This window comes from Pantoea sp. Lij88, assembly GCF_030062155.1.
In the GTDB taxonomy this organism is placed as follows: domain Bacteria; phylum Pseudomonadota; class Gammaproteobacteria; order Enterobacterales; family Enterobacteriaceae; genus Pantoea.
This window is the reverse complement of the sequence record NZ_CP118269.1, coordinates 1,373,384-1,395,587: the sequence shown is the minus strand read 5'-3', so window position 1 is coordinate 1,395,587 and position 22,204 is coordinate 1,373,384. Positions and strand designations below refer to the sequence as shown.

The 22,204-nt window shown below is 56.3% G+C and carries 21 protein-coding genes; 13 read left to right on the top strand and 8 right to left on the bottom strand.

From position 1 onward, the window contains the following. Positions 1–209: 209 nt before the first annotated feature. The 3 genes from PU624_RS10285 to PU624_RS10275 all read right to left on the bottom strand — a co-directional run bounded on the left by PU624_RS10285 (position 210) and on the right by PU624_RS10275 (position 3,043). Entirely contained in the window at positions 210–1,676 is a 1,467-nt protein-coding gene (locus PU624_RS10285; protein WP_283547527.1) for an amino acid permease, read from the bottom strand. Positions 1,677–1,792: 116 nt separating this feature from the next. Then, a complete protein-coding gene (gene yieE / locus PU624_RS10280) occupies positions 1,793–2,659 on the bottom strand; it encodes a DNA-binding transcriptional regulator YeiE (RefSeq protein WP_003854133.1) in 867 nt (288 codons plus the stop codon). A 9-nt stretch (positions 2,660–2,668) separates the two neighbouring features. Continuing rightward, complete coding sequence (locus tag PU624_RS10275; RefSeq protein ID WP_283547526.1) at positions 2,669–3,043, bottom strand: YkvA family protein; 375 nt, start codon at positions 3,041–3,043, stop codon at positions 2,669–2,671. A 106-nt stretch (positions 3,044–3,149) separates the two neighbouring features. Between PU624_RS10275 and PU624_RS10270 the strand changes: the two genes are divergently transcribed. Further along, the gene (locus PU624_RS10270) at positions 3,150–4,205 is read left to right on the top strand and encodes a YeiH family putative sulfate export transporter (RefSeq protein ID WP_283547525.1); all 1,056 of its coding nucleotides are present in this window, start codon (positions 3,150–3,152) and stop codon (positions 4,203–4,205) included. A gap of 51 nt (positions 4,206–4,256) precedes the next feature. After that, on the top strand, positions 4,257–5,102 hold the full coding sequence (gene nfo / locus PU624_RS10265; RefSeq protein WP_283547524.1) for a deoxyribonuclease IV: 846 nt from the start codon (positions 4,257–4,259) through the stop codon (positions 5,100–5,102). 313 nt (positions 5,103–5,415) lie between these two features. On the opposite strand, the gene fruA is transcribed toward nfo, so the two are convergent. Genes fruA through fruB form a run of 3 tightly spaced genes read right to left on the bottom strand, consistent with a single transcriptional unit; the run spans position 5,416 to position 9,210 of the window. Next, positions 5,416–7,128 (bottom strand): PTS fructose transporter subunit IIBC, encoded by a 1,713-nt coding sequence (fruA, locus tag PU624_RS10260; protein WP_283547523.1) that lies wholly within the window; start codon positions 7,126–7,128, stop codon positions 5,416–5,418. Positions 7,129–7,144: 16 nt separating this feature from the next. Continuing rightward, the gene (gene fruK, locus PU624_RS10255; protein ID WP_090959394.1) at positions 7,145–8,083 is read right to left on the bottom strand and encodes a 1-phosphofructokinase; all 939 of its coding nucleotides are present in this window, start codon (positions 8,081–8,083) and stop codon (positions 7,145–7,147) included. Beyond that, positions 8,080–9,210 (bottom strand): fused PTS fructose transporter subunit IIA/HPr protein, encoded by a 1,131-nt coding sequence (gene fruB / locus PU624_RS10250; RefSeq protein WP_283547522.1) that lies wholly within the window; start codon positions 9,208–9,210, stop codon positions 8,080–8,082. Before fruB ends, fruK begins: the two co-directional genes overlap by 4 nt. A 504-nt stretch (positions 9,211–9,714) precedes the next feature. Here fruB and vapB point away from each other — a divergent pair. Beyond that, positions 9,715–9,945: a type II toxin-antitoxin system VapB family antitoxin gene (gene vapB / locus PU624_RS10245; RefSeq protein WP_283547521.1), complete on the top strand. Its 231-nt coding sequence runs from the start codon at positions 9,715–9,717 to the stop codon at positions 9,943–9,945. Further along, positions 9,942–10,358 carry a type II toxin-antitoxin system VapC family toxin gene (locus PU624_RS10240; RefSeq protein WP_283547520.1) on the top strand — a complete coding sequence of 139 codons (417 nt, stop codon included), beginning with the start codon at positions 9,942–9,944 and terminating at the stop codon, positions 10,356–10,358. The genes vapB and PU624_RS10240 overlap by 4 nt, the downstream gene beginning before the upstream one ends. A 39-nt stretch (positions 10,359–10,397) precedes the next feature. Here the strand turns inward: PU624_RS10240 and PU624_RS10235 are convergent, their stop codons facing one another. After that, a complete protein-coding gene (locus tag PU624_RS10235; RefSeq protein ID WP_283547519.1) occupies positions 10,398–10,652 on the bottom strand; it encodes a YkgJ family cysteine cluster protein in 255 nt (84 codons plus the stop codon). A 331-nt stretch (positions 10,653–10,983) separates the two neighbouring features. Between PU624_RS10235 and yeiP the strand changes: the two genes are divergently transcribed. The 9 genes from yeiP to yejF all read left to right on the top strand — a co-directional run bounded on the left by yeiP (position 10,984) and on the right by yejF (position 21,810). Further along, complete coding sequence (yeiP, locus tag PU624_RS10230) at positions 10,984–11,556, top strand: elongation factor P-like protein YeiP (protein WP_003854146.1); 573 nt, start codon at positions 10,984–10,986, stop codon at positions 11,554–11,556. Positions 11,557–11,631: 75 nt separating this feature from the next. Then, positions 11,632–12,600, top strand: a complete 969-nt coding sequence (locus PU624_RS10225; protein WP_283547518.1) for a CobW family GTP-binding protein — start codon at positions 11,632–11,634, stop codon at positions 12,598–12,600. A 45-nt stretch (positions 12,601–12,645) separates the two neighbouring features. After that, positions 12,646–13,353 (top strand): phosphatase PAP2 family protein, encoded by a 708-nt coding sequence (locus PU624_RS10220; RefSeq protein WP_283547517.1) that lies wholly within the window; start codon positions 12,646–12,648, stop codon positions 13,351–13,353. A 512-nt stretch (positions 13,354–13,865) separates the two neighbouring features. Continuing rightward, positions 13,866–14,441, top strand: coding sequence for a bifunctional murein DD-endopeptidase/murein LD-carboxypeptidase (mepS, locus tag PU624_RS10215; RefSeq protein ID WP_090959377.1), 576 nt, complete (start codon positions 13,866–13,868; stop codon positions 14,439–14,441). A gap of 225 nt (positions 14,442–14,666) precedes the next feature. After that, on the top strand, positions 14,667–16,229 hold the full coding sequence (pdeN, locus tag PU624_RS10210; RefSeq protein ID WP_283547516.1) for a cyclic di-3',5'-guanosine monophosphate phosphodiesterase PdeN: 1,563 nt from the start codon (positions 14,667–14,669) through the stop codon (positions 16,227–16,229). 43 nt (positions 16,230–16,272) lie between these two features. Then, positions 16,273–18,081, top strand: a complete 1,809-nt coding sequence (locus tag PU624_RS10205) for an extracellular solute-binding protein (RefSeq protein WP_283547515.1) — start codon at positions 16,273–16,275, stop codon at positions 18,079–18,081. A 10-nt stretch (positions 18,082–18,091) separates the two neighbouring features. After that, positions 18,092–19,186, top strand: a complete 1,095-nt coding sequence (locus tag PU624_RS10200) for a microcin C ABC transporter permease YejB (protein WP_283547514.1) — start codon at positions 18,092–18,094, stop codon at positions 19,184–19,186. Further along, positions 19,183–20,205, top strand: coding sequence for an ABC transporter permease (locus tag PU624_RS10195; protein ID WP_283547513.1), 1,023 nt, complete (start codon positions 19,183–19,185; stop codon positions 20,203–20,205). The genes PU624_RS10200 and PU624_RS10195 overlap by 4 nt, the downstream gene beginning before the upstream one ends. Beyond that, on the top strand, positions 20,206–21,810 hold the full coding sequence (gene yejF / locus PU624_RS10190) for a microcin C ABC transporter ATP-binding protein YejF (RefSeq protein ID WP_283547512.1): 1,605 nt from the start codon (positions 20,206–20,208) through the stop codon (positions 21,808–21,810). Here yejF and PU624_RS10185 read toward each other — a convergent pair. Next, a complete protein-coding gene (locus PU624_RS10185) occupies positions 21,797–22,117 on the bottom strand; it encodes a YejG family protein (protein ID WP_283547511.1) in 321 nt (106 codons plus the stop codon). The two genes, yejF and PU624_RS10185, sit on opposite strands and share 14 nt — an antisense overlap. Positions 22,118–22,204: the final 87 nt, after the last annotated feature.

Here is a 22,204-nt window from a genome sequence, read left to right as displayed (position 1 = left end):
CGGCGCTTTGAGGCTGCTCCAGTACTTAAAGCGATGGGAGCATACGTCTGGAGCAAAGCATCGCGGGCCAGGGATGGCCCGCGCTGAGCATGCCAGGGATGGCGTTTTTTGCGTCTTTGCGAAAGACGTATGCTCCCTGAGCATGTGGCTCATCTGCAACCTCAAAGCGCTGTGGCAGGCATCTGCCTCAACAGCGCCAGCGCACAGATCTAATCTTTGTGAACCGGGAACTCCATCTCGCTGTACTTCACGAAACGACTGCCGCGCGTCAGCCTGAATCCGAACCAGATAATCAGGAACAGCGGAAGACCAATGTAGGTTGCCGCTACGCCGTACCAGTCGATGCTGTCGTTGAGGAATGCCTGATAGTTCTGGCCCAGCGTGATGATCAGGCAAAGCACGAAGGCAAAGATCGGTCCCAGCGGGAAGAAGCCGGAACGGTAAGGCAGATCGTTCAGGTCATGTCCCTGAGCGACATAGCCGCGACGGAAGCGATAGTGACTGATGGCAATACCCAGCCAGGCGATAAAACCGGTCATGCCTGAGGTATTCAGCAGCCACAGATAAACTTCCTGATTACCAAACTTAGAGGTCAGGAAACACAGCCCGGCCACCACGGTCGTCGCCCATAAGGCATTGCGCGGAACGCCGCCCTTAGAGAGCTTCGCGAAAATGCGCGGCGCTTTGCCTTCGGAGGCCAGGTTGTACAACATGCGCGTTGAAGCGTACATACCGGAGTTACCGGCTGACAGCACCGCCGTCAGGATCACCGCATTCATCACTGCTGCCGCAGAGAGCAGACCGGCGTTCCGGAACACCAGCGTGAACGGGCTGACGCTGATATCGTCAATGTCGTTATGCAGTAACTGCGGATCGGTGTACGGCAGGATCAGACTGATAATCAGGATGGCGAACACATAGAACAGCAGGATACGCCAGAAAATCTGCCGCACCGCGCGCGGGATATTTTTCGCCGGGTCTTCAGATTCGCCCGCCGCGATACCGATCAGCTCGGTGCCCTGGAAGGAGAATCCCACAATCATCGCCACGCCAATCATCGCCGCAAAGCCGCCTGCAAATGGCGCATCACCCACCTGCCAGTTCTGCCAGCCCGCATGCTCCGCACCGCGCATAATACCGGTGATCATCAGCACGCCCACGATGATAAAGATAATCACGGTGGCGACTTTAATCAGCGAGAACCAGTATTCTGCCTCGCCAAAGCCTTTTACCGAGATGTAATTGAGCAGGAATATCAGGCCCAGGAACAGCGCGCTCCAGATCCAGCCAGGCGTATCGGGGAACCAGTAGGTCATCACCAGCTGTGACGCGACCAGGTCAACCGCGATGGTCACCGCCCAGTTGTACCAGTAGTTCCAGCCGAGCGCGAAACCAAAGCCCTCTTCGACATATTTCGCGCCATAAGTGGCGAAAGAACCCGATACGGGCATGAAGGCGGCCAGCTCACCGAGACTGGTCATCAGGAAGTAGACCATCAGGCCGATCAGCATATAGGAGAGGAGAGCCCCGCCGGGGCCAGCCTGAGCGATAGTTGCGCCGGAGGCGACAAACAGGCCGGTACCGATGGAACCGCCGATGGCGATCATCGTCAGATGACGGGCTTTTAACGCACGTCGTAATGCAGGTTGTTGTGTTGTTTTTGAGTCATTATGCATGTGTTAACGCTACGCTGGGTAAAAATGAGGCGCGATTGTAGCAGCCAGACCGCCTCTGTATAGCGATGCCATGCTGTTATTAGTTAAGTTCATGATCGCGCCCGGATTATTAGCAGTCACTCACGGCAATAGGACAAAAAGCGCGTCAGTGCCTTTGAAATATGCTTCTGCCGGTGATGAATACGATAGAGCGTCCGGGTCAGTCGCGGCAGCGGAATGGTCAGTTCTGTCAGCGTGCCCGCCTCCAGCAGATCGGCAATTACCCGGCGAGAAAGACAGCTGATACCCATGCCGTGCCGCACCGCATGTTTGATCGCTTCGGAGTTGCCCAGCTCCATGCCCAGCTGAAAACTCGGCAGGTGCGACAGCAGCAGATAATCGACGATTTCACGGGTTCCGGAGCCGCGTTCGCGCAGGATCCACGGCGCTTCCGCCAGCGTTTTCAGCGTGACCGGCTGTTGCAGAATTGCAGCATCGGGCGCAGCAAACACCACCAGCTCATCTTCCAGCCAGGGTTCGCTGACCAGCTCGGTCATGTGGCACGGTCCTTCAATCAAACCCACATCTACACGGAAATCGGAAACCGCCTGAATCACATCCTGACTGTTGCCCACGCTCAGCTCCAGCGGCAGACCGGGAAAATCACGACGATAAGCCGCCATCATGCCCGGCAGCAGATAGTTACCGATGGTGCTGCTGGCGAAGATGCGGATCGCGCCGTTATCCTCTTTAAACAGTTGCTCAATTTCCCCTGCCTGCTCCAGCAGCCCGACCGCTCGCGGATAAAGCAGCCGCCCATGCTCATTCAGCACCAGCCGTTTGCCAACGCGGTCAAATAACTGCACCCCGAGCTGGCTCTCCAGATCGGCCAGCGCTGCGCTGACCGCCGACTGCGACAGCGCCAGCAGTTGCGAGGCCTGGGTCGTGGAACCGCTCTTAAGCACTTCGGTGAACACTTCGATTTGCCGCAGCGTAATGTGCATCGTCGCCTCTTAACTCAGTGAATGCCTGACAAGGTAAATGATTAACGCCAGCCAGATCAGCCCAACTACCACCAGCCAGCCTGCCATTTTTTTGCCGCGGGAACGCTGGGCCTGCGCCCGCTCGCTGCTGCTGATGCGCACCTCTCGCGGCAGTAACCGCAACAGCACCATGACGCCCGTCGGGATGATCACCGCATCATCCAGCAAACCGACAAACGGGATGACATCCGGGATGAGATCGATCGGACTGACGCCATAGGCGACCAGCCCCAGCATCGCCAGCTTGTTCCACCAGGGCGTGCGCGGATCGCGAAAAGCGAACGCCAGCACTAATACATCTCTTTTGATCAGCGTCGCCCAGCGACGCAGACGCGAAACTATCATGATGGCTGCCTTATCGTTTATTCTGGTCAATTATAAATATATTATCAATTTCACTTTTAAGCCAGTCGCCGTCATGATCAGGACTCAACCACGAGGAGTGACCATCATGACCGAACTGAGCATCGCTAAAACGCATCATCCTGTTACGCTCTGGTTCCCCGGTCTGCTGCTGACCGCCGCGATTGCCGCCGCTGCCAGCTGGCTGGCGCAGCAACCGGCAATTGCCGCGCTGGGGCTGGGTTCACTGACCCTGGCGATTATGCTGGGCATCCTGGTCGGCAACAGCGTTTATACGCCGCTGGCGTCGCACTGCGACAGTGGCGTGGTGCTGGCGAAACAGAAGCTGCTGCGACTGGGGATCATCCTGTTTGGTTTTCGCATCACCCTACAGCAAATCGCCGACGTCGGTTTCAGCGGCATTCTGATTGATGCACTGACGCTGAGCAGCACCTTCCTGGTGACCTGCCTGCTGGGCATCCGGTTGCTGAAACTGGACCGCGATACCGTCTGGCTGATTGGCGCGGGCAGCAGTATCTGCGGGGCTGCGGCCGTACTGGCGACCGAGCCGGTGGTGAAAGCCGCACCATCGAAAGTCGCGGTGGCTATCGCGACCGTGGTGCTGTTCGGTACGCTGGCGATCTTTATCTATCCGCTGCTGTGGCCGCTGGCGCATCACCTGTTTCCGGGCCTGAGCGCGGCACAGTTTGGGGTTTTCACCGGCTCTACCATCCATGAAGTGGCGCAGGTGGTGGCCGCCGGACACAGTATCAGTCCGGATGCCGAGAACAGCGCCGTGATTGCCAAAATGCTGCGGGTGATGATGCTGGCGCCGTTCCTGCTCTGCCTGAGTGCGGTGTTACGCGGCAAACGCAAAGCGAGCAAAGCCCGTCAGCCGGTGACGTTTCCCTGGTTCGCGCTGCTGTTTATCGCGGTTGCGCTGTTTAACTCGCTGCAGCTGCTGCCTGCCACGGTAGTTGCCACGGTGAACGAGCTGGCGGGTCTGCTGCTGGCGATGGCGATGGCGGCACTGGGATTAACGACCCGTTTTGGCGCGTTGCGAGAGGCCGGCGTTAAGCCGCTGCTGCTGGGCGCGCTGGTGTTTGGCTGGTTAATCGCGGGCGGCGGCACCATCAATCTGCTGGTGCAACATTTCATGGGCTAGCGGCATCGGGTATCATGCCGTTTCATCCGTGCATAGCCCCAGGAGAAAGGCATGAAATATATTGGCGCACATGTGAGTGCGGCAGGTGGCGTGGATCAGGCCGTGATCCGCGCCCATGAAATAGAAGCCACCGCCTTCGCGCTCTTTACTAAAAATCAGCGTCAGTGGAAGGCCGCCCCGCTCTCCACTGAGATGATTGATGCTTTTCGCGCCGCCTGCGAGACGTACAAATTCAGCCCGCAGCAAATCCTGCCGCACGACAGTTTTCTGATTAACCTCGGTCATCCGGTTGAAGAGGCGCTGGAGAAATCCCGCGCTGCCTTTATTGATGAACTGCAACGTTGTGACCAGCTCGGCCTGACGCTGCTGAACTTCCATCCTGGCAGCCATCTGCATCAGATTGAAGAAGAAGCCTGTCTGAAGCGGATTGCGGAGTCGATCAATATCGCTCTCGATCAGAGCCAGAACGTGACCGCCGTGATTGAGAATACCGCCGGTCAGGGCAGTAACCTGGGGTTCCGCTTTGAGCACCTCGCCACCATTATTGAACATGTCGAAGATAAGTCGCGCGTCGGCGTCTGCATTGATACCTGCCATGCATTTGCTGGCGGTTATGACCTGCGCACCGAAGCGGACTGCGAAGCGACCTTTGCTGAGTTTGAGCGCATTGTGGGCTTTGATTATCTGCGCGGCATGCATCTTAACGACGCTAAAAGCGCCTTCGACAGTCGCGTTGACCGCCATCACAGCCTGGGTGAAGGCAATATCGGCAAAACGGCGTTTAGCTGGCTGATGAAAGATCCGCGGTTTGATGGCATCCCGTTGATTCTGGAAACTATTAATCCTGATATCTGGAAAGATGAGATTGCCTGGCTGAAAGCCGAACAGCAGGGTTAGAAAAAGGGAGCCAGCTGGCTTTTTCAAACGGCTGAGAAGTTTAGAGCGATGGGAGCATACGCCTGGAGTAAAGCATCGCGGGCCATGGACAAAAACGCCGGGAGCGTTTTTGAACAACGCAACGCGTTGGCCCGGCAACGGGCGCACCTCATGGGTGAGGTGCGTAATCGCCCGCGCTGAGCCCGCCAGGGATGGCGTCCTTTGCGTCTTTACGGAAGGCGTATGTTCCCTGAGCCTATACCTCACAAAAGCAAACAGGGAGCCATCCGGCTCCCTGTTATTTTCACTTCAGCAGATTATGCATTTCTGCACATCAGGCTTTCGCCAGCTGCTCTTCCGGACGTTTCAGTACCGCATAGCTCAGACCTGCAATCGCGGTGCCGATGATAATTGCCATCAGATAGCCGACAACCGGGGTAATCGCGCCAGGGATCAGCAGGACAAACAGTCCACCGTGCGGAGCCATCAGTTTCGCGCCAATCGCCATGGAGATCGCGCCGGTGGTTGCACCACCCACGATACAGCAAGGCAGAACGCGCATCGGGTCACGGGCTGCGAACGGAATCGCACCTTCAGAGATAAAGCAGAGACCCAGAACCAGTGCCGCTTTACCGCCTTCCTGCTGACCTTTGTTGAATTTACGACGGGCAACCAGTGTTGCCAGACCCATCGCCAGCGGTGGCACCATACCGGCTGCCATGATGGCGGCCATCGGTGCATACGTCTGCGAACTCAGTAAGCCAACGCCGAATGCGTAAGCCACTTTATTCACCGGACCACCCATATCGGTACACATCATGCCGCCCAGAATTGCACCCAGCAGGACCGCATTCGCCGTACCCATGTTAGCCAGCCAGTGCGTCAGGCCATTCATGATGCCCGCAACCGGTTTGCCCACCACGTAGATCATCAGCAGGCCGGTGATCAGGCTGGCGAACAGCGGAATAATCAGTATCGGTTTTAGCGCTTCCATACTTTGCGGCAGTTTAACTTTGCCGCTGATCAGCTTCGCCGCATAACCGGCAATAAAGCCGGCGATGATACCGCCTAAGAAGCCTGCGTTGATGCTGGTAGCGATCATACCGCCAATCAGACCTGGCGTCAGACCCGGACGATCCGCGATGGAGAAGGCGATGAAACCTGCCAGCACCGGAACCATCAGGGCGAAGGCGCTGCCCCCACCGATTTGCATCAGCGCAGCGGCCAGTGTGCCCTGCTCTTTAAAGGCTGTGATACCAAAAGCGAAAGACAGGGCGATGCTCAGACCACCCGCGACCACCATCGGCAGCATGTAAGAAACACCGGTCAGCAGGTGACGATAAGCCCCTGCTCCGCCTTTCTTCTCTTCTTCACTTTCATTGCTCTGACCGCCAGCCGCCGCTTTATACGGCTTCGCTTCTGCGACGGCTTTATCCAGTTCCTGCGCGGTTTTCTTCAGCGCCAGACCGGTTGAGGTGCGGTACATCGGCTTGCCGGCGAATTTCGCCAGATCGACTTCGATATCCGCGGCGACGATCACCAGATCGGCAGCAGCGACTTCTTCCGGGGTGATCGCGTTACCGGCACCCACTGAACCGCGGGTTTCCACTTTCACCCACCAGCCGCGACGGGTTGCTTCAGCCTGAATAGCTTCGGCAGCCATAAAGGTGTGCGCCACGCCAGTCGGGCAGGCGGTAACGGCAACCACGCGTTTCTGCGCGCCAGCCTGAGCCGGTGCCGCAGCAGGTGCGCCTGCCGGTGTTGCCACCGCAGCCGGGGCCTGCCAGGTTTTAGCTTCGGCTTTCGCGCGGTTCAGGAACGTTTCCGGCTCGCGTACTGCCAGCTGGATATCACCCAGCCAGACCGCTTTGCCGTTCAGCGCCGCGTCGTCAGGCACGTTTTTACCCAGCACAATCGCCAGTTCAGCGTCGGCAGGGTTATCAGTCAGGGTCAGGCCCGCAGCAGCTGCGGCAGCAGCCAGACGTTGTTGCGCCATGTATGCGGAAGCCAGTCCCAGTGTAGGGTCTTTAATCAGCAGCGTTTTCATTATCGCTCTCCTGCTGTCAGTTAACGGGTTGTAAGTCGACGCGCGCCATCATTGCGGCCAACTGAGTACGATCGGAAACGCCAACGTTGCTCTGGCTGACGGCCATAGCCGCCACGGCAGTCGCAAGACGCAGCGTGTGTTCGCTGGATTCACGCATCAGCAGGCCATAAATCAGGCCGCCAACCATTGAATCACCTGCACCCACCGTGCTGACAACTTCACACACCGGCGGTTTAGCAATCCATTCGCCAGAGGCGTTGACCCACAGCGCGCCTTCAGCGCCCAGCGAAATCACCACATGGGCGATGCCCTGTTCGCGCAGTTCATGCGCAGCACCAATCACATCCTGCAGGGTTGGCAGTTTGCGGCCAGCCCAGATTTCCAGCTCACGGCGGTTAGGTTTAACCAGCCACGGTGCGGCTTTCAGTCCTGCCACCAGCGCCTCGCGGCTGCTGTCGAAGATGATGCATGGGCAGTGGGTGCGCAGTTCGGTCATCCAGCGGGTGAAGGCATCGTGATCGACGCCTTCTGGCAGGCTGCCGCTAACGCAGACCATATCGAACTGGCCCAGCCAGGTCAGAGAATCCGTGGTAAAACGATCCCAGTCCTGAGCCGTTACCTGAAAACCGGAGAAATTCAGATCGGTGACGTCGCCGGTCTGTTCAGTGAGTTTAACGTTGATTCGGGTACGGCCTGGCACGACCTGGAAACGGTTAGCGATGCCCAGCTCGCTGAACAGCTGCTGGAAACCGTCCTGATTCTCTTTACCCAGGAAGCCACCCACGGTGACATCGATACCCAGATCTTTCAGAACTTTAGCGACATTGATGCCCTTGCCCGCTGCATGCAGCCCGGTGGTTTTCACCAGGTTGACTTCGCCGCGTTCAATTTCAGGGGTATATCCCACCAGGTCATAGGCCGGATTCAGCGTGATGGTGGCGACGCGTCTGCTCATGATGCCCCCTCACCCAGACCGCTGGTGATCGCTTCTTCAATCGCGTTCAGCGCCTGCTGTGCATCGTCACCGCTGGCGGTAAAGCGCAGGCGATGGCCTTTCTTCACGCCCAGTGCAACCACTTTCATCAGGCTGCGGCCGTTAGCCGGTTTACCGCTGCCGTCGAGATTGGTCACGGTGATGTCGCTGTTGAACTGCTTGATCACGCTGACCAGCGCGGTGCCCGGACGGGCATGCAGGCCATGTTCGTTGCGAATAGTGTATTCAGCGGTCAGCACGTCAGCCTGCTCATCAACTTCGCTAGTCAGCAGAGCATAGACGCCTGCCGCATCAGCTTTCAGCAGACGATCCGCTTTGCCCTGCTGCAGCAATGCGCTGAGGTAACCCAGCACTTCCAGCGGACGTTCATCGGTCGCTGAAACACTGATTAACAGCGCCGCGGATTCGCCCTGATGGTCGAATGCATGTTCAGCGCGGCTGATGGCAACGCCGCTGCGCAGGTTACCGAGGCTGCTGTCGCTGAGCCAGATGCCCTGACCCAGATTCAGCGGAGCCGTTGAGACCACGTCTGCAACGTAGCTGGCATCCACCACGCCTGCGGACTGCAGCCGGCCAGCGTTCATCGCCTGCAGGGTGATCAGATCGCTGGCTGCGACGTTGAGGGTAATTAATGAGGTGTCGAAGCTGAACTCGGCGGCTTGTTTCTCGCCCATCAGCAACGCACGAAGGTCTTCAGCAGAGGCGGTTTTAAGCTGTTCGGCGATGGTGTCATCGCTCAGAACATGCGTCAGCTGACGCAGCAGCGCCAGATGTTCATCCGACTTAGCGGCAATCCCGATGGCGACATAGGCAGTCTGATCGTCACCCCAGGCAATGCCCTGCGGGAACTGGAACACCTGAACACCGGTTTTCAGCACCATATCGCGGGTATCGGTGGTGCCATGAGGGATTGCGATGCCGTTGCCGAGGAAGGTTGAGGTCTGCTGTTCGCGCGCCAGCATGCCGTTGACGTAGCCTTCCGTCACATTGCCCGCTGCGGTTAACGCGGCAGCAACCTGACGAATGGCCTCTTCTTTGTTCTGGGCGCTGGCTCCGGTATGGATGGCCTGCAATTCGAGCTGGAACATAATTCTCCTCGCTTGCTGAGATTGAATCGTTTCAGCCAGTGGGGATTTTTTTACGCCATGCTGTTAAAAACAGGTGGCGCGGTCACCGCTGAAACGTTTCAGGGATTGTGGTACAGCAATTTTCCACAGGCAAGAAAATGCGCAAACGGCATAACAGATTTTTGACGTTACGCACATTTCGGGGTGATTAAGGGGAATAAAAAGTGAACAGGCTGACGCGGTTGCTGTAAGCCAGAGATTACCGGACTAAAAACTTCAGCAGCGTCAGCGCGTCAGGACGCCATTACCGCCCGGATTACAGCAGAAACGTAACGGCCTGATGGCGGGCATCGCCTCATGAGCTGTGTGCCCGAATATTTTTGAAACCGGCCTGGCGATGACAGTCATCGCAGTAGCATATGCCTGACCTATACATTTACGGAAGGCTGGCATAAACTGAGGCAATACGCCGTTATTGACGTTACGCCTGCGTTCGGGCCAGATATTTTAAGAGGAGTGTCCAGTATGAGAATCGTATCTGTGTTCAGAAATGGTAATAATCGCGCGATTCGCCTGCCCCGCGATATGGATTTTGAGGGGGTGAGCGAGCTGGAAATTATCAGGGAAGGAGATGCCATTATTCTGCGTCCTGTCAGACCCACATGGCGTTCATTTACCCAGTTTGAAAAAGCTGACGCTGATTTCATGACAGAGCGTGAAGACGTTGTCAGCGATGAGGGGCGTTTTGATCTGTGAACAAGACCTATATGCTCGACACTAATATTTGCTCATTTATTATGCGTGAGCAGCCTGAGGAGGTCATCCGGCGACTGGAACAGGCGGTGCTGCGCAACCATCGGATTGTTGTCTCTGCCATTACTTATGCTGAAATGCGTTTTGGGGCGATCGGAAAGAAAGCTTCACCACGGCATATGCACCTGGTAGATGCATTCTGCGCCCGTCTTGATGCTGTCCTTTCCTGGGACCGCGCAGCGGTAGATGCAACCACTGAAATCAAAGCCGCGCTGGCTGCTGCCGGAACGCCCATTGGCCCCAACGACACCGCGATTGCCGGACATGCCATTGCGGCCAGGGCTATTCTGGTGACTAATAACACACGCGAGTTTCAACGGGTGCCCGGATTGCAGCTGGAAGACTGGGTCAGATAAGCGCTGATGCTGCATTTAATCTAAGCGGTGAGAGGGGTCTCAGGCACGTGTGCTGGCTTCAAGCTCAATCAGGTACGTCATGGCAGAGTTACGGTCTGAAAGACACATATCGCCAGAAGGTTGCAGACTTCCGCACACTTTCGGCCTTAAGTCTGAACCGAAAATCATGCACAAATTTTCTTCCGATAACTGAATGCATCGGACATTCGCGGGTTTACCCTGTGGCATTCCGGGGATGGGGCTGGAGATGGAGGGCGCGATGCAGCAGGCACCACAATCAATACGACACTGCATTAACACCTCATACGCGACGTTCAGAATACAAAAGACAGTAACAGAACCTCAGAGGGATCGACACTGCACCCTTAAACACTTCACTTCCCGCTTTAATCGCTTACTATCAGGCATGCCCGGAATCGATGAAGAAACAGAGGGCACTGTGCAACAGGCATCGCATTGCATGGTTTGCGCCAGCAGAGAAAGTCGCGGCGACAATAGCAGTCCACCCCACTAATTGCCATGAAACCCCCGGCCTGACACAAAATTTCGCATCCGCCATATTGCCAGTTTTCACCGGCGCGAGTAACGTTGCGCGCACTTCACTCTCAAGATAGCGAGAACAGCAATGCCAAAAGCCAATGAAATCAAAAAAGGGATGGCCGTCACACACAACGGTAAACTGCTGCTGGTTAAAGACATTGATGTCCAGAGCCCCAGCGCACGCGGTGCCGCCACCTTGTATAAAATGCGCTTTACCGATGTGCGCACCGGCCTGAAAGTGGAAGAGCGCTTTAAGGGCGACGAGATTATTGATGCAATTTCGCTCAGCCGTCGCAGCGTGACCTTCTCTTATATAGATGGTGACGAATATATCTTCATGGATGATGAAGATTACACCCCCTACTCTTTTAAACAGGAGCAGATTGAAGAAGAGCTGCTGTTTATCCCTGAAGGCGGCATCCCTGGCATTCACGTGCTGACGATGGAAGGTCAGGTGCTGGCGCTGGAACTGCCACAAACCGTGGATATGGAAATCGTGGATACCTCACCAGGCATTAAAGGGGCTTCCGCCAGCGCCCGCACTAAACCAGCCGGAATGAGTACCGGCCTCTCCATCCAGGTTCCGGAATACCTCAGCAATGGTGACCGCATCCGCATCCATATTGCTGAACGCCGTTATATGGGCCGCGCAGACTAACCCCACGCCCGTTGCCGATCGTGATAGTGTTATAGTATTACATTATCACGCTATTCTCAGGCAGGAGTCGGTCCCATGACGCGCGTTAATCTGATCACCGGTTTTCTGGGCAGCGGCAAAACTACGCTGCTCTGCCATCTGCTGGCAGCCCGGCCCGCCGGTGAAAAGTGGGCGGTGCTGGTCAATGAATTTGGCGAGATTGGGATCGATGGCGCCCTGCTGGCCGATCGGGGTGCCACACTTAAAGAGATCCCCGGCGGCTGCCTCTGCTGCGTGAATGGCCTGCCAATGCAGGTCGGGCTGAATATGCTGCTGAAGAGTAAGCCCGATCGGCTGCTGATTGAGCCCACCGGCCTGGGCCATCCCCGCAAGGTGTTAGAGATGTTAAGTGCGCCGATCTATCAGACCTGGCTGCAACTGCAGGCCACCCTGACGCTGCTGGATGCGCGCCAGCTGGCCGATCCCCGTATCGTTGCTAATGAAAACTTCCGCGATCAGCTGGCTGCGGCCGATATCATCATCGCCAATAAACGCGACTGCTGGAATGAAGCAGACCGTCAGCGCCTGGCTAACTGGCAGCAGCAGATGCAGCCACCGCGTCCATTACTACAGACAGAATTTGGTCAGATCCCCCTTTACCTGCTGAATACGCCCCTTAAGCCCCGTGAACTTCCCGTGCCCCATCACCATCATCCGGCGAACCCCACCAGCGGCGTGGCGGCGTTACGACTGAATGGCGAGGCGCGCTGGCGTCGGGCGCTGAACCACGGCCAGGGCTATAGCGCCTGCGGCTGGCTGTTTGATGCGGATACGCTGTTCGACAGTGAGGCATTGCTGGAATGGGTCCGACAGGCAGAGGCAGATCGCATTAAAGGCGTCATGCGCACAGCAGAAGGCACAATCCGTATTAACTGCCAGGCAAAAGATCTGCAAAGTGAAACGCTCACCTCACCGCCACCCGATAGCCGCATTGAGATCATCCATTCGCAGCAGGCTGACTGGAATCGGCTACAATCGGCGTTGTTGAAGTGCCGTTTACGCTAAGACAGGTATTGTCGGCGGTTATTTTTTTTAAATGAGTTTTTGATTATGCGCGCAACCCGCCTTATTACTATCCTGCTGCTTAATGCACTGGGCATAGTGCTATTTCTTTCGTGGTATCTGCCGCCGGGACATGGTTTCTGGTCTGGCATCGATAAATCTGTTTTCTTTGGCTTCAATAATCAGATGGTGACCCATCCGCTGTTCGCGCTGATCGTCGCTATCACCAATTTCCGGGGTTTTGATGCGGTGTCACTGCTGGCGATGGGCCTGCTTTATCTGTCGATCTGGCGGCGCGAAACGCCACAGGCGCAGCGGCGGATGCTGGCTATCGGCATCACCATGCTGCTCACCGCCGTGGTGCTCAATCAACTGGGCCATTTGCTGCCGGTGAAACACTCCAGTCCGACGCTGGTCTTCGAAAACGTGCATCGCGTCAGTGAACTGACCGGTATCCCTGCAAAAGATGCCTCAAAAGACAGCTTCCCTGGCGACCACGGTATGATGCTGATTATTTTCGCCTGCTTTATGTGGCGTTATTTTGGTTTCAGCCGTTTTTTAATTGCCGCCGCAATTGTGATTCTATTTTCACTGCCGCGCGTCATGGCGGGTGCACACTGGTTTACTGATATTGCCGTCGGTTCGCTATCCGTAATATTAGTGGGTCTGAGCTGGTGGCTATTAACGCCAGCCAGTGACGTGCTGGTAAACTGGTTTTATCGCAAATTACCGGGTAAATATAAGCCCGTGATGTAAATGTTAAGCGCGGTCGGTTAAATCGCCCTGGTCTTAACCCTCCGCGCTTATAAAAAACTGCTCATCACTATTAGCCTGCTAATTAAAATCACGAAAAGAAAAGGTTATGACACGCCTGGCAGGTTAAATAATCACCAACCTCCTCTGTCAATAAAGAAAAATCTAAAAAAATGGGCTATGCCCTGAATTAGCGCCCCTTTCATCCCCTGTTCTCTTCATCATTTCACCACAATTGTCGCTAAAGTAGTCAGTGTGTTACGGTTTGATTCTCATCAAAAAAACCTATATGAAATTGATTAAAAGCACTCGCCACGGCGTCTGTAATCAGTTAACCTCAGTCGCAGTGAGGCTACAGCGGCAGAAAATTCGGATTTTTCACCGTTAAAGTGTGTCCATTAACACATTTTAGTAATTAAGGATTTGTCTTAGTCTGTTGCGCTTATTAATCTCCCTGTTTTGTCATCTGGCTGGCGACAATTTTGTCGTAAGGAAATCGAAGGAAAACCCGAATAATGGTCAAGTCTCAACCAATACTGAGATATATCTTGCGGATCGTGCCCGCCCTGGCGCTGGCAACACTCCTCTCAGCTTGTAGCAGTACCCATAGTAGTCAGAACGCGAATAACGAGAATCATGAAGTTAACAACCACAATGGTTTTTTACTTCAGGCGTCTCAGGATGAGTTTGAAGAAATGGTGCGGAATGTCGACGTTAAGTCGCGCATCATGGAACAATACGCCGTCTGGAAAGGTGTGCGCTATCGCCTCGGTGGCGATACCAAACGCGGGATCGATTGTTCAGCCTTTGTACAACGCACCTTCCGCGATCAGTTTGGCTTAGAATTACCGCGCTCGACCTCTGAGCAGCAGGATACCGGTAAAGAGATTACCCGCGGTAAACTGCGTCCTGGCGATCTGGTGATGTTCCGTGCCGGTTCAACAGGTCGTCATGTCGGTATTTATCTGGGTAACGATAACTTCGTTCATGCCTCCACCAGCAGTGGCGTCATGATCTCCAGTCTCAATGATGACTACTGGAAAAAGCGTTACCGTGAAGGACGCCGTGTATTAAGTCGTAACCCGACCTGATTACCGCCTTCGATCTTCCTTCTCTTAGCCAGAGAACATGAAACGCTGCTTATGCAGCGTTTTTTTTCGTCTCTTATCTTTACGGCAGCAGATAGATAAGATAAATGCATTGTCATTCAGATTAATAACGAGACTTTTCAGACACTCTCGTTATATTCTCGGTCGCTTAAACCGAAGCAGTCGTGCGCAATAACATAATAATAATTTGATCAGGGGAAGTTCCTCATGCCACTGTCGGGGGCGTTACAGCGCCATGCAACCTATCCTCGCCGTATCGCATGGACTAGCGCGATGGCCGGCGGCTTATTCTTTCTTTTATTTACCGCACTGTCGCTTCACCAGACCTGGCAGAAGCGCGAACGACAACATCAGCAACTGCTTGAGAACAGCCGCACAGCCTTACAGCAAACGCTCTCCAGTCTGCTCAACAGCACCCTCAGTCCTCTGCTTCCGTTTACCCATACTGCCTGCCATAACATTAATCGTGAACTCACCTCACGCGCCGCCTTTGCCGGTAATCTTCGCGCTATCCTGCTTGTAAATGACGGCAATGCGTTTTGCTCCTCAGCCACCGGCAGTTTCAGTCTGCCGATTAATGTGATTGCGCCTCACAGCGATATCTCGCGTGATACCGATCTACAGCTGATGTCAGGCACGCCGTTGCAGCCAAATAAACCGGCGCTGGCGTTATGGATTAAAAATCCCGGCAGCGAGCAGTCAGGCGTGTTCGCGACGCTGAATATCACCCTGGCGCCCTATCAGCTGCTGGCGTCACGGCATCCCGAAATCACCGGTATGGCACTGATGGCCCAGCGCAGTGCCTTAACCAGCTGGCAGTCCGGCGTCGTTGAGAATACAAAGCTGCCGCAGGCACTGCACCAGCAGGCGCTGACAGGTTATCCGCTGCAGTTTGTATTGTACGGTTCCACGCTAGCGTTCAGCGATTACCAGACGATTGTGCTGAGCGGCCTGCTGCTGTCGCTGCTGGTTGCTGGCGGCTGCTGGTTGTTACTGTCGGTTTATCAGCGCCCGGGTAAAGAGCTGATTCGGGGCATGAAGCGCGGCGAATTTCATGTTGAATACCAGCCGCTGGTCACCTCGCATGATGGTCATCCTTATGGCATGGAAGCGTTACTGCGCTGGACGCATCCGACGAAGGGCCCGATTCCACCCGATGTGTTTATTCCCTATGCCGAGTCGCAGAACCTGATTATTCCGCTGACGCGGCATCTGTTTCAGCTGGTGTCCCGTGATGCGCACCTGCTGTGTCATACCATTCCCCGTCATGCGTGCCTGAGCCTTAATATTTCGCCGCTGCATCTGGCTGATAACGGCTTCCGTCAGGATGTCCTGCACTGGCTTGATACCATGCCTGCGAACCACTTTAATTACGTGTTTGAGATTACCGAGCAGGCCATGGTGCGTGGTGAAAACGTCGGAGAACTGTTCGACTGGCTGCATCAGCAGCAGATCCACATCGCCATTGATGATTTCGGCACCGGCCACAGCGCGCTGATCTATCTGGAACGTTATGACTTTGATTACCTGAAAATCGATCGCGGCTTTGTTCAGAGCATCGGCACAGATACCCAGACCTCACCGGTGCTGGATACGGTGCTGCAGCTGGCGAAAAAGCTGAACCTGAAAAGTGTGGCCGAAGGCGTGGAGACTGGCGAGCAGGCTGCCTGGCTGGTTAACCGCGGTGTGACTCATCTGCAGGGTTACATCTTTAGCCGTCCGCTGCGGCCGGAAACGCTGATAGACTATTTCCGGCGTCATAACGCCTGACCCGGTCCGGCCGAAAGGTGCCGGACATTTAACAGGAGAGAACATGCTGTTTCGTTCCGGTTTTCTGCTGCTATGCAGCCTGCTCAGCACTCCGCTGCTGGCTGCCACGGTTCTGCAAAGCTACGCCTTCACTCAGGCCGGTGACGCGAAATATCCGCCTGGCTTCAGTCATTACGATTACGCCAATCCCGACGCGCCCAAAGGCGGCAGCATCACGCAGGCGGTGACCGGCACTTACGACAACTTCAACCGCTATGCCTCACGCGGCAATCCGGGCATTAACACCGGCTCGCTTTATGACGGGCTTTACACCAGCTCAGATGATGAACCGGGCAGCTATTATCCGCTGATTGCCGAATCGGCACGCTACGCCAGCGATTTTTCATGGATTGAGATCCACCTCAATCCCCGCGCGCGTTTCCAGGATGGCACCCCAATCACCGCCCGCGACGTGGCGTTTACCTTTCAGAAATTCATGACTGAGGGCGTGCCCCAGTTCCGCGTCGCCTATCGCGGCTTTACCGTTAAAGCGCTGAACGACCTCACGGTTCGCATTGAGGCACAGAAGCCGGATAAAGATCTGATGCTGGGGTTACTGACGTTTCCGGTGATCGCGGAGTCGTTCTGGCACGATAAGAAGTTTAACGAGCCGTTAAGCGCACCGCCGTTGTCGAGTGGCCCCTATCGCATTACCCGCTGGAAGCTGGGTCAGTTTATTGAGTTCAGCCGGGTAAAAGATTACTGGGCCGCCGACCTGCCGGTGAACCGCGGACGCTTTAATTTTGATCGCATGCGCTACGACTACTATCTGGATGACAATGTGGCGTTCGAAGCCTTTAAAGCGGGCGCGTACGACTGGCGTGAAGAGACCTCGGCGAAGAAATGGGCCACTCAGTATCGCGGCCGCAATTTCGACGATGGCAGCATCGTCAAAGAGACCGCGCCCAATGAAGCCGCTATCGATACCCGCTGGCTGGCATTTAACAATGAAAAACCGCCGTTCCAGGATCGTCGCGTGCGCCAGGCCTTTTCACTGATGTTCGATTTCGAGTGGATGAAAAAGGCGCTCTATTACGGGGCCTGGCACCGCGCCAGCAGCTACTTCCAGAACACAGAGTATGCGGCCAGCGGCGTGCCGGATGAACAGCAACGGGCGCTGCTTGAACCCTGGCGCGCGCAACTGCCGCCTGAGCTGTTCAGTCAGCCTTATCAGCCACACCAAACCGATGGCAGCGGCTATGACCGCGCCAGTCTGTTGAAAGCGTTTGATCTGCTGAAACAGGCGGGCTGGCAGATTAAAAATCGCCGCCTGGTCAATGACAAAACCGGTCAGCCGTTCACCGTCGAGTTGCTGTTGCGCAGCGGCACGAACAACGACTGGGCGTTACCGCTGCAGCACAATCTTTCGCGGCTCGGCATCACGCTGAATCTGCGGCAGATCGACAGCTCGCAGTATCTGCGCCGCCTGCGTGAAGGCGACTACGACATGATTGCCACGGTCTATTCAGCGATGCCAGTTCCGACTTCCAGCCTGCAGATTCTGTGGCAGTCCGACTACATCAACTCGTCATGGAACACCGCGCGGGTCAAAGATCCGCTGGTCGATCACTTCGTAAAACAGATTGTGGCGCATCAGGGTGATCTCACTGCACTGCGGCCGCTGGCTCAGGCGCTGGATCGGGTGCTGCTGTGGAATGCGTATATGATCCCGATGTGGTACAACGCTGAACAGCGGCTGGCGTACTGGGATAAGTTTTCTCACCCTGCCCGCAAGCCCGCCTATAGCGTCGGGCTGGAAAACTGGTGGTACGACACAAACAAAGCCGGACGCCTGCCGGCCAGCAAACGCTAAGGAGATAACGTTGGCCGCTTACTTTCTGCGCAGACTGCTGCTGATTATCCCGACCTTATGGGCGATCATCACGCTTAACTTTTTTATCGTGCAAATCGCGCCCGGCGGCCCGGTCGATCAGGCGCTGGCTAACATTCAGTTTGGTCAGACAACCGGCCTGCCCGGCAGCGGCGCGGAGAGCGCCAGCTCACGCGCCAGCTTCAGTCATCTCAATCCTGCCGATAATCAGTACCGTGGCGCACGCGGGCTGGATCCCGAAGTGATTGCGGAGATCAAAAAGCGTTACGGCTTCGATAAACCGCTCTGGCAGCGCTACGGTGAGATGCTGTGGAATTACCTGCGTCTGGATTTTGGCGACAGCCTGTTTCGCAGCGCCTCGGTGATCGGGCTGATCAAGGAGAGCCTGCCGGTCTCGATCAGTCTGGGACTCTGGAGCACGCTGATTATCTATCTGGTGTCGATTCCGCTGGGGATCCGCAAAGCGGTGCGCAATGGCAGCGCCTTTGATGTCTGGAGCAGCGCCTTTATTATTATCGGCTACTCCATTCCGGCCTTTCTGTTCGGCATCATGCTGATCGTGCTGTTTGCCGGTGGCAGCTACCTGGACTGGTTCCCGCTGCGCGGACTCACCTCTGCGCAGCACGACACGCTGCCCTGGTATGGCAAAGTGCTGGACTACTTCTGGCATATCGCCCTGCCGGTGCTGGCGACAGTGATTGGCGGCTTCGCCACGCTGACCATGCTGACGAAAAACGCCTTTCTGGATGAGATCCGTAAACTCTATGTGGTGACCGCGCGCGCCAAAGGGGTACCGGAGCGCCGGATTCTCTATCACCACGTGTTTCGCAATGCGATGTTGCTGGTGATTGCCAGCTTCCCCGCCACCTTTATCAGCATGTTCTTTACCAGTTCGGTGCTGATCGAAGTGATGTTCTCGCTCAACGGGCTTGGGCTGCTCGGCTATGACGCGACGCTGCAACGTGATTACCCGGTGATGTTCGGCACGCTCTATATTTTCACGTTGATCGGTTTGCTGATGAATATCCTCAGCGATCTGACCTATACGCTGGTCGATCCCCGCATCGATTTCGGGAGCCGCTCATGACGCTCTCTCCGCTTAATCAACAGCGCTGGCAGCGCTTTCGTCACAACCGACGCGGCTACTGGTCGCTGTGGATCTTTCTGGTTATTTTTCTGCTGTCGATGGGTGCTGAGCTGATTGCCAACGACAAGCCGCTACTGGTGCATTACCAGCAGCGCTGGACGGTGCCGCTGCTGTCTGACTACAGCGAAACCGATTATGGCGGCGTGCTGGCGACAGCGGCGGATTATCAGGATCCCTGGCTGCGGCAGCGCATTGAGCAGAACGGCTGGGCTCTCTGGGCACCGATTCGCTTCAGCGACAGTACCATCAACTTTGCGACTCAGGTGCCCTTCCCCTCTCCGCCCTCGGCACAGAACTGGCTCGGCACGGATGCCAACGGCGGCGATGTCCTGGCCCGGCTGCTCTATGGCACGCGCATCTCCCTGCTGTTCGGCGTGCTGCTGACGCTGCTGTCCAGCGTCATCGGGATTGTGGTCGGTGCGGTGCAGGGCTATTTCGGCGGCAGGATTGACCTGATTGGCCAGCGGATGATTGAAGTCTGGTCCGGAATGCCGTCATTGTTTCTGCTCATCCTCCTCTCCAGCGTCATCCAGCCAGGCTTCTGGTGGCTGCTGCTGGTCACCGTGGCTTTCGGCTGGATGAGCCTGGTGAGCGTGGTCCGGGCCGAGTTTCTGCGCACCCGAAACTTCGATTATATCCGCGCGGCGCAGGCGCTGGGCGTCAGCGACGGACGCATTATGCTGCGCCACATGCTGCCTAACGCGATGGTGGCTACCCTGACCTTTCTGCCGTTTATTTTGTGCGGATCGATCACCACGCTCACCTCACTCGACTTCCTCGGTTTTGGTCTGCCGCTGGGATCGCCCTCGCTGGGCGAGTTACTGCTGCAGGGCAAAAATAACCTGCAGGCGCCCTGGTTGGGCCTGGCGGGCTTTTTCACCCTGGCGATCCTGCTTTCGCTGCTGATTTTTATCGGCGAAGCGGTGCGCGACGCCTTTGATCCGGGCAAAGGAGCCTGAATGACGACGCCACTGCTTGCCATCAATCATCTCTCCGTCGCCTTTCGTCAGGGCGAGCAGCTTCGCCAGGTCGTGAATGATGTTTCACTGCGCATCGACGCGGGCGAAACGCTGGCCCTGGTGGGCGAATCGGGTTCCGGCAAGAGCGTCACGGCGCTGTCGGTAATGCGACTGCTGCATGAGGCTGCGGTGGTGTATCCCCGCGGCGAGATTCTGTTTAACGGTGAAGATCTGCTGCGCGCCCGCGAGCAGCGCCTGCGGGGTATTCGTGGCAACCAGATCGCGATGATTTTCCAGGAGCCGATGGTATCGCTGAATCCGCTGCACACCGTAGAGAAGCAGCTGGTTGAAGTGCTGTCGCTGCATCGCGGGATGCGTCGTCCGGCGGCACGCGGTGAGATTCTCAGCGTGCTCGATCGGGTCGGTATCCGTCAGCCCGCCGCCCGCCTCAATGATTTTCCCCACCAGCTTTCAGGCGGGGAACGCCAGCGGGTGATGATTGCCATGGCGCTGCTGACTGAACCGCAACTGCTGATTGCCGATGAGCCCACAACGGCGCTGGATGTGACAGTACAGGCGCAGATCCTGACGCTACTGCGCGAACTGCAGCGGGAGCTGAATATGGGCATGCTGTTTATCACCCATAACCTGAATATCGTGCGTCAGCTGGCGGATAACGTCAGCGTGATGCGCAATGGTCACATTGTGGAGCAGAACCGCTGTCAGACCCTGATGAACCAGCCGCAACACCCTTACAGTCAGCAGTTGCTGGCTGCCGAGCCGGAGGGAAAAGCGCTGCCGCTGCCCGCGGACGCGCCGGTCATTCTCACCGTCGACCAGCTTCAGGTCAGTTTCCCGCTGCGGCGCGGGCTGTTCCGGCGACAAAAGAGTGAAAAACAGGTGCTATCCGGGCTAAGTTTCAGCCTGCGGCGCGGCGAAAGTCTGGGGCTGGTGGGTGAGTCCGGCTCGGGGAAAAGCACCACCGGGCTGGCGCTGCTGCGGCTGATTGCCTCGCGCGGCGAAATCTGGTTTGACGGCCAGCCGCTGCATCAGCTGTCACGCGGGCAACTTCTGCCGTTGCGTCGGCGCATTCAGGTGGTGTTTCAGGATCCGAACTCTTCACTCAATCCGCGTATGACGGTGCAGCAGATTATTGCTGAAGGTCTGGCGGTGCATCAGCCTGAACTGAACGGTGCGCAGCAGGATCAGCGGGTCATTGCGGTAATGGCAGAGGTGGGGCTTGACGCGGAAAGTCGCCATCGTTATCCGGCCGAATTTTCTGGCGGTCAGCGACAGCGTATCGCGATTGCGCGGGCACTGATTCTTGAGCCGGAGTTGCTGGTACTGGATGAACCGACGTCATCGCTGGATCGGACGGTGCAGAAGCAGATCCTGACGCTGTTACGCCGTTTACAGCAGCAGCGGCAGCTCAGTTATCTGTTTATCAGTCACGATCTGGATGTGGTCCGCGCCCTGTGTCACCAGCTTATCGTGCTGCGTCAGGGAGAAGTGGTGGAACAGGGAGAGTGTGAAAGGTTGTTTGCTTCACCCGAGGCAGACTATACCCGCGAGCTGCTGCAGTCGGCGCAACTCAATTTGCGATAAAGGTTTCCGCAATCGCCACGCCCTGATTTTTCAGGCAGCAGTTGGTGGCGCTCTCGTCACCACGCCGGATGAACAGGCAGGGCTGCCCTTCGCATTCGGCAATTTTGCAGTCGACCTGAATATCGGCCAGCACCTCTTTTAACTGCTGCAGAATCTCCCACGCCGGAATGCCGTCATGGCTGATGAGTCGCAGCGCAACAAAATCCTGCTCATCCAGCGTCGTGTCATCGGATTCGATGGCACTATGCTGATCGCTGGCCCAGCGAAAATGCTGTGGCAGGCGATGCACAATTGAAAGTTGCAGCATGGTTTACTTTCCCCGGATGAGTTGATGTCGCAACACAGCAGCCCGGCTGAAAACGGGTTGATCACCGCCAGGACCGGACAGGCAGTC

What these genes read in the sequence shown, in the direction of transcription:
- fruK (WP_090959394.1), bottom strand. Translation starts at nt 8,083, where the DNA reads ATGAGCAGACGCGTCGCCACCATCACGCTGAATCCGGCCTATGACCTG.
- pdeN (WP_283547516.1), top strand. Translation starts at nt 14,667, where the DNA reads ATGCCACTGTCGGGGGCGTTACAGCGCCATGCAACCTATCCTCGCCGT.
- fruB (WP_283547522.1), bottom strand. Translation starts at nt 9,210, where the DNA reads ATGTTCCAGCTCGAATTGCAGGCCATCCATACCGGAGCCAGCGCCCAG.
- yieE (WP_003854133.1), bottom strand. Translation starts at nt 2,659, where the DNA reads ATGCACATTACGCTGCGGCAAATCGAAGTGTTCACCGAAGTGCTTAAG.
- PU624_RS10285 (WP_283547527.1), bottom strand. Translation starts at nt 1,676, where the DNA reads ATGCATAATGACTCAAAAACAACACAACAACCTGCATTACGACGTGCG.
- PU624_RS10275 (WP_283547526.1), bottom strand. Translation starts at nt 3,043, where the DNA reads ATGATAGTTTCGCGTCTGCGTCGCTGGGCGACGCTGATCAAAAGAGAT.
- yeiP (WP_003854146.1), top strand. Translation starts at nt 10,984, where the DNA reads ATGCCAAAAGCCAATGAAATCAAAAAAGGGATGGCCGTCACACACAAC.
- PU624_RS10185 (WP_283547511.1), bottom strand. Translation starts at nt 22,117, where the DNA reads ATGCTGCAACTTTCAATTGTGCATCGCCTGCCACAGCATTTTCGCTGG.
- PU624_RS10220 (WP_283547517.1), top strand. Translation starts at nt 12,646, where the DNA reads ATGCGCGCAACCCGCCTTATTACTATCCTGCTGCTTAATGCACTGGGC.
- fruA (WP_283547523.1), bottom strand. Translation starts at nt 7,128, where the DNA reads ATGAAAACGCTGCTGATTAAAGACCCTACACTGGGACTGGCTTCCGCA.
- PU624_RS10270 (WP_283547525.1), top strand. Translation starts at nt 3,150, where the DNA reads ATGACCGAACTGAGCATCGCTAAAACGCATCATCCTGTTACGCTCTGG.
- PU624_RS10235 (WP_283547519.1), bottom strand. Translation starts at nt 10,652, where the DNA reads ATGCAGTGTCGTATTGATTGTGGTGCCTGCTGCATCGCGCCCTCCATC.
- mepS (WP_090959377.1), top strand. Translation starts at nt 13,866, where the DNA reads ATGGTCAAGTCTCAACCAATACTGAGATATATCTTGCGGATCGTGCCC.
- nfo (WP_283547524.1), top strand. Translation starts at nt 4,257, where the DNA reads ATGAAATATATTGGCGCACATGTGAGTGCGGCAGGTGGCGTGGATCAG.
- PU624_RS10225 (WP_283547518.1), top strand. Translation starts at nt 11,632, where the DNA reads ATGACGCGCGTTAATCTGATCACCGGTTTTCTGGGCAGCGGCAAAACT.
- PU624_RS10195 (WP_283547513.1), top strand. Translation starts at nt 19,183, where the DNA reads ATGACGCTCTCTCCGCTTAATCAACAGCGCTGGCAGCGCTTTCGTCAC.
- yejF (WP_283547512.1), top strand. Translation starts at nt 20,206, where the DNA reads ATGACGACGCCACTGCTTGCCATCAATCATCTCTCCGTCGCCTTTCGT.
- vapB (WP_283547521.1), top strand. Translation starts at nt 9,715, where the DNA reads ATGAGAATCGTATCTGTGTTCAGAAATGGTAATAATCGCGCGATTCGC.
- PU624_RS10205 (WP_283547515.1), top strand. Translation starts at nt 16,273, where the DNA reads ATGCTGTTTCGTTCCGGTTTTCTGCTGCTATGCAGCCTGCTCAGCACT.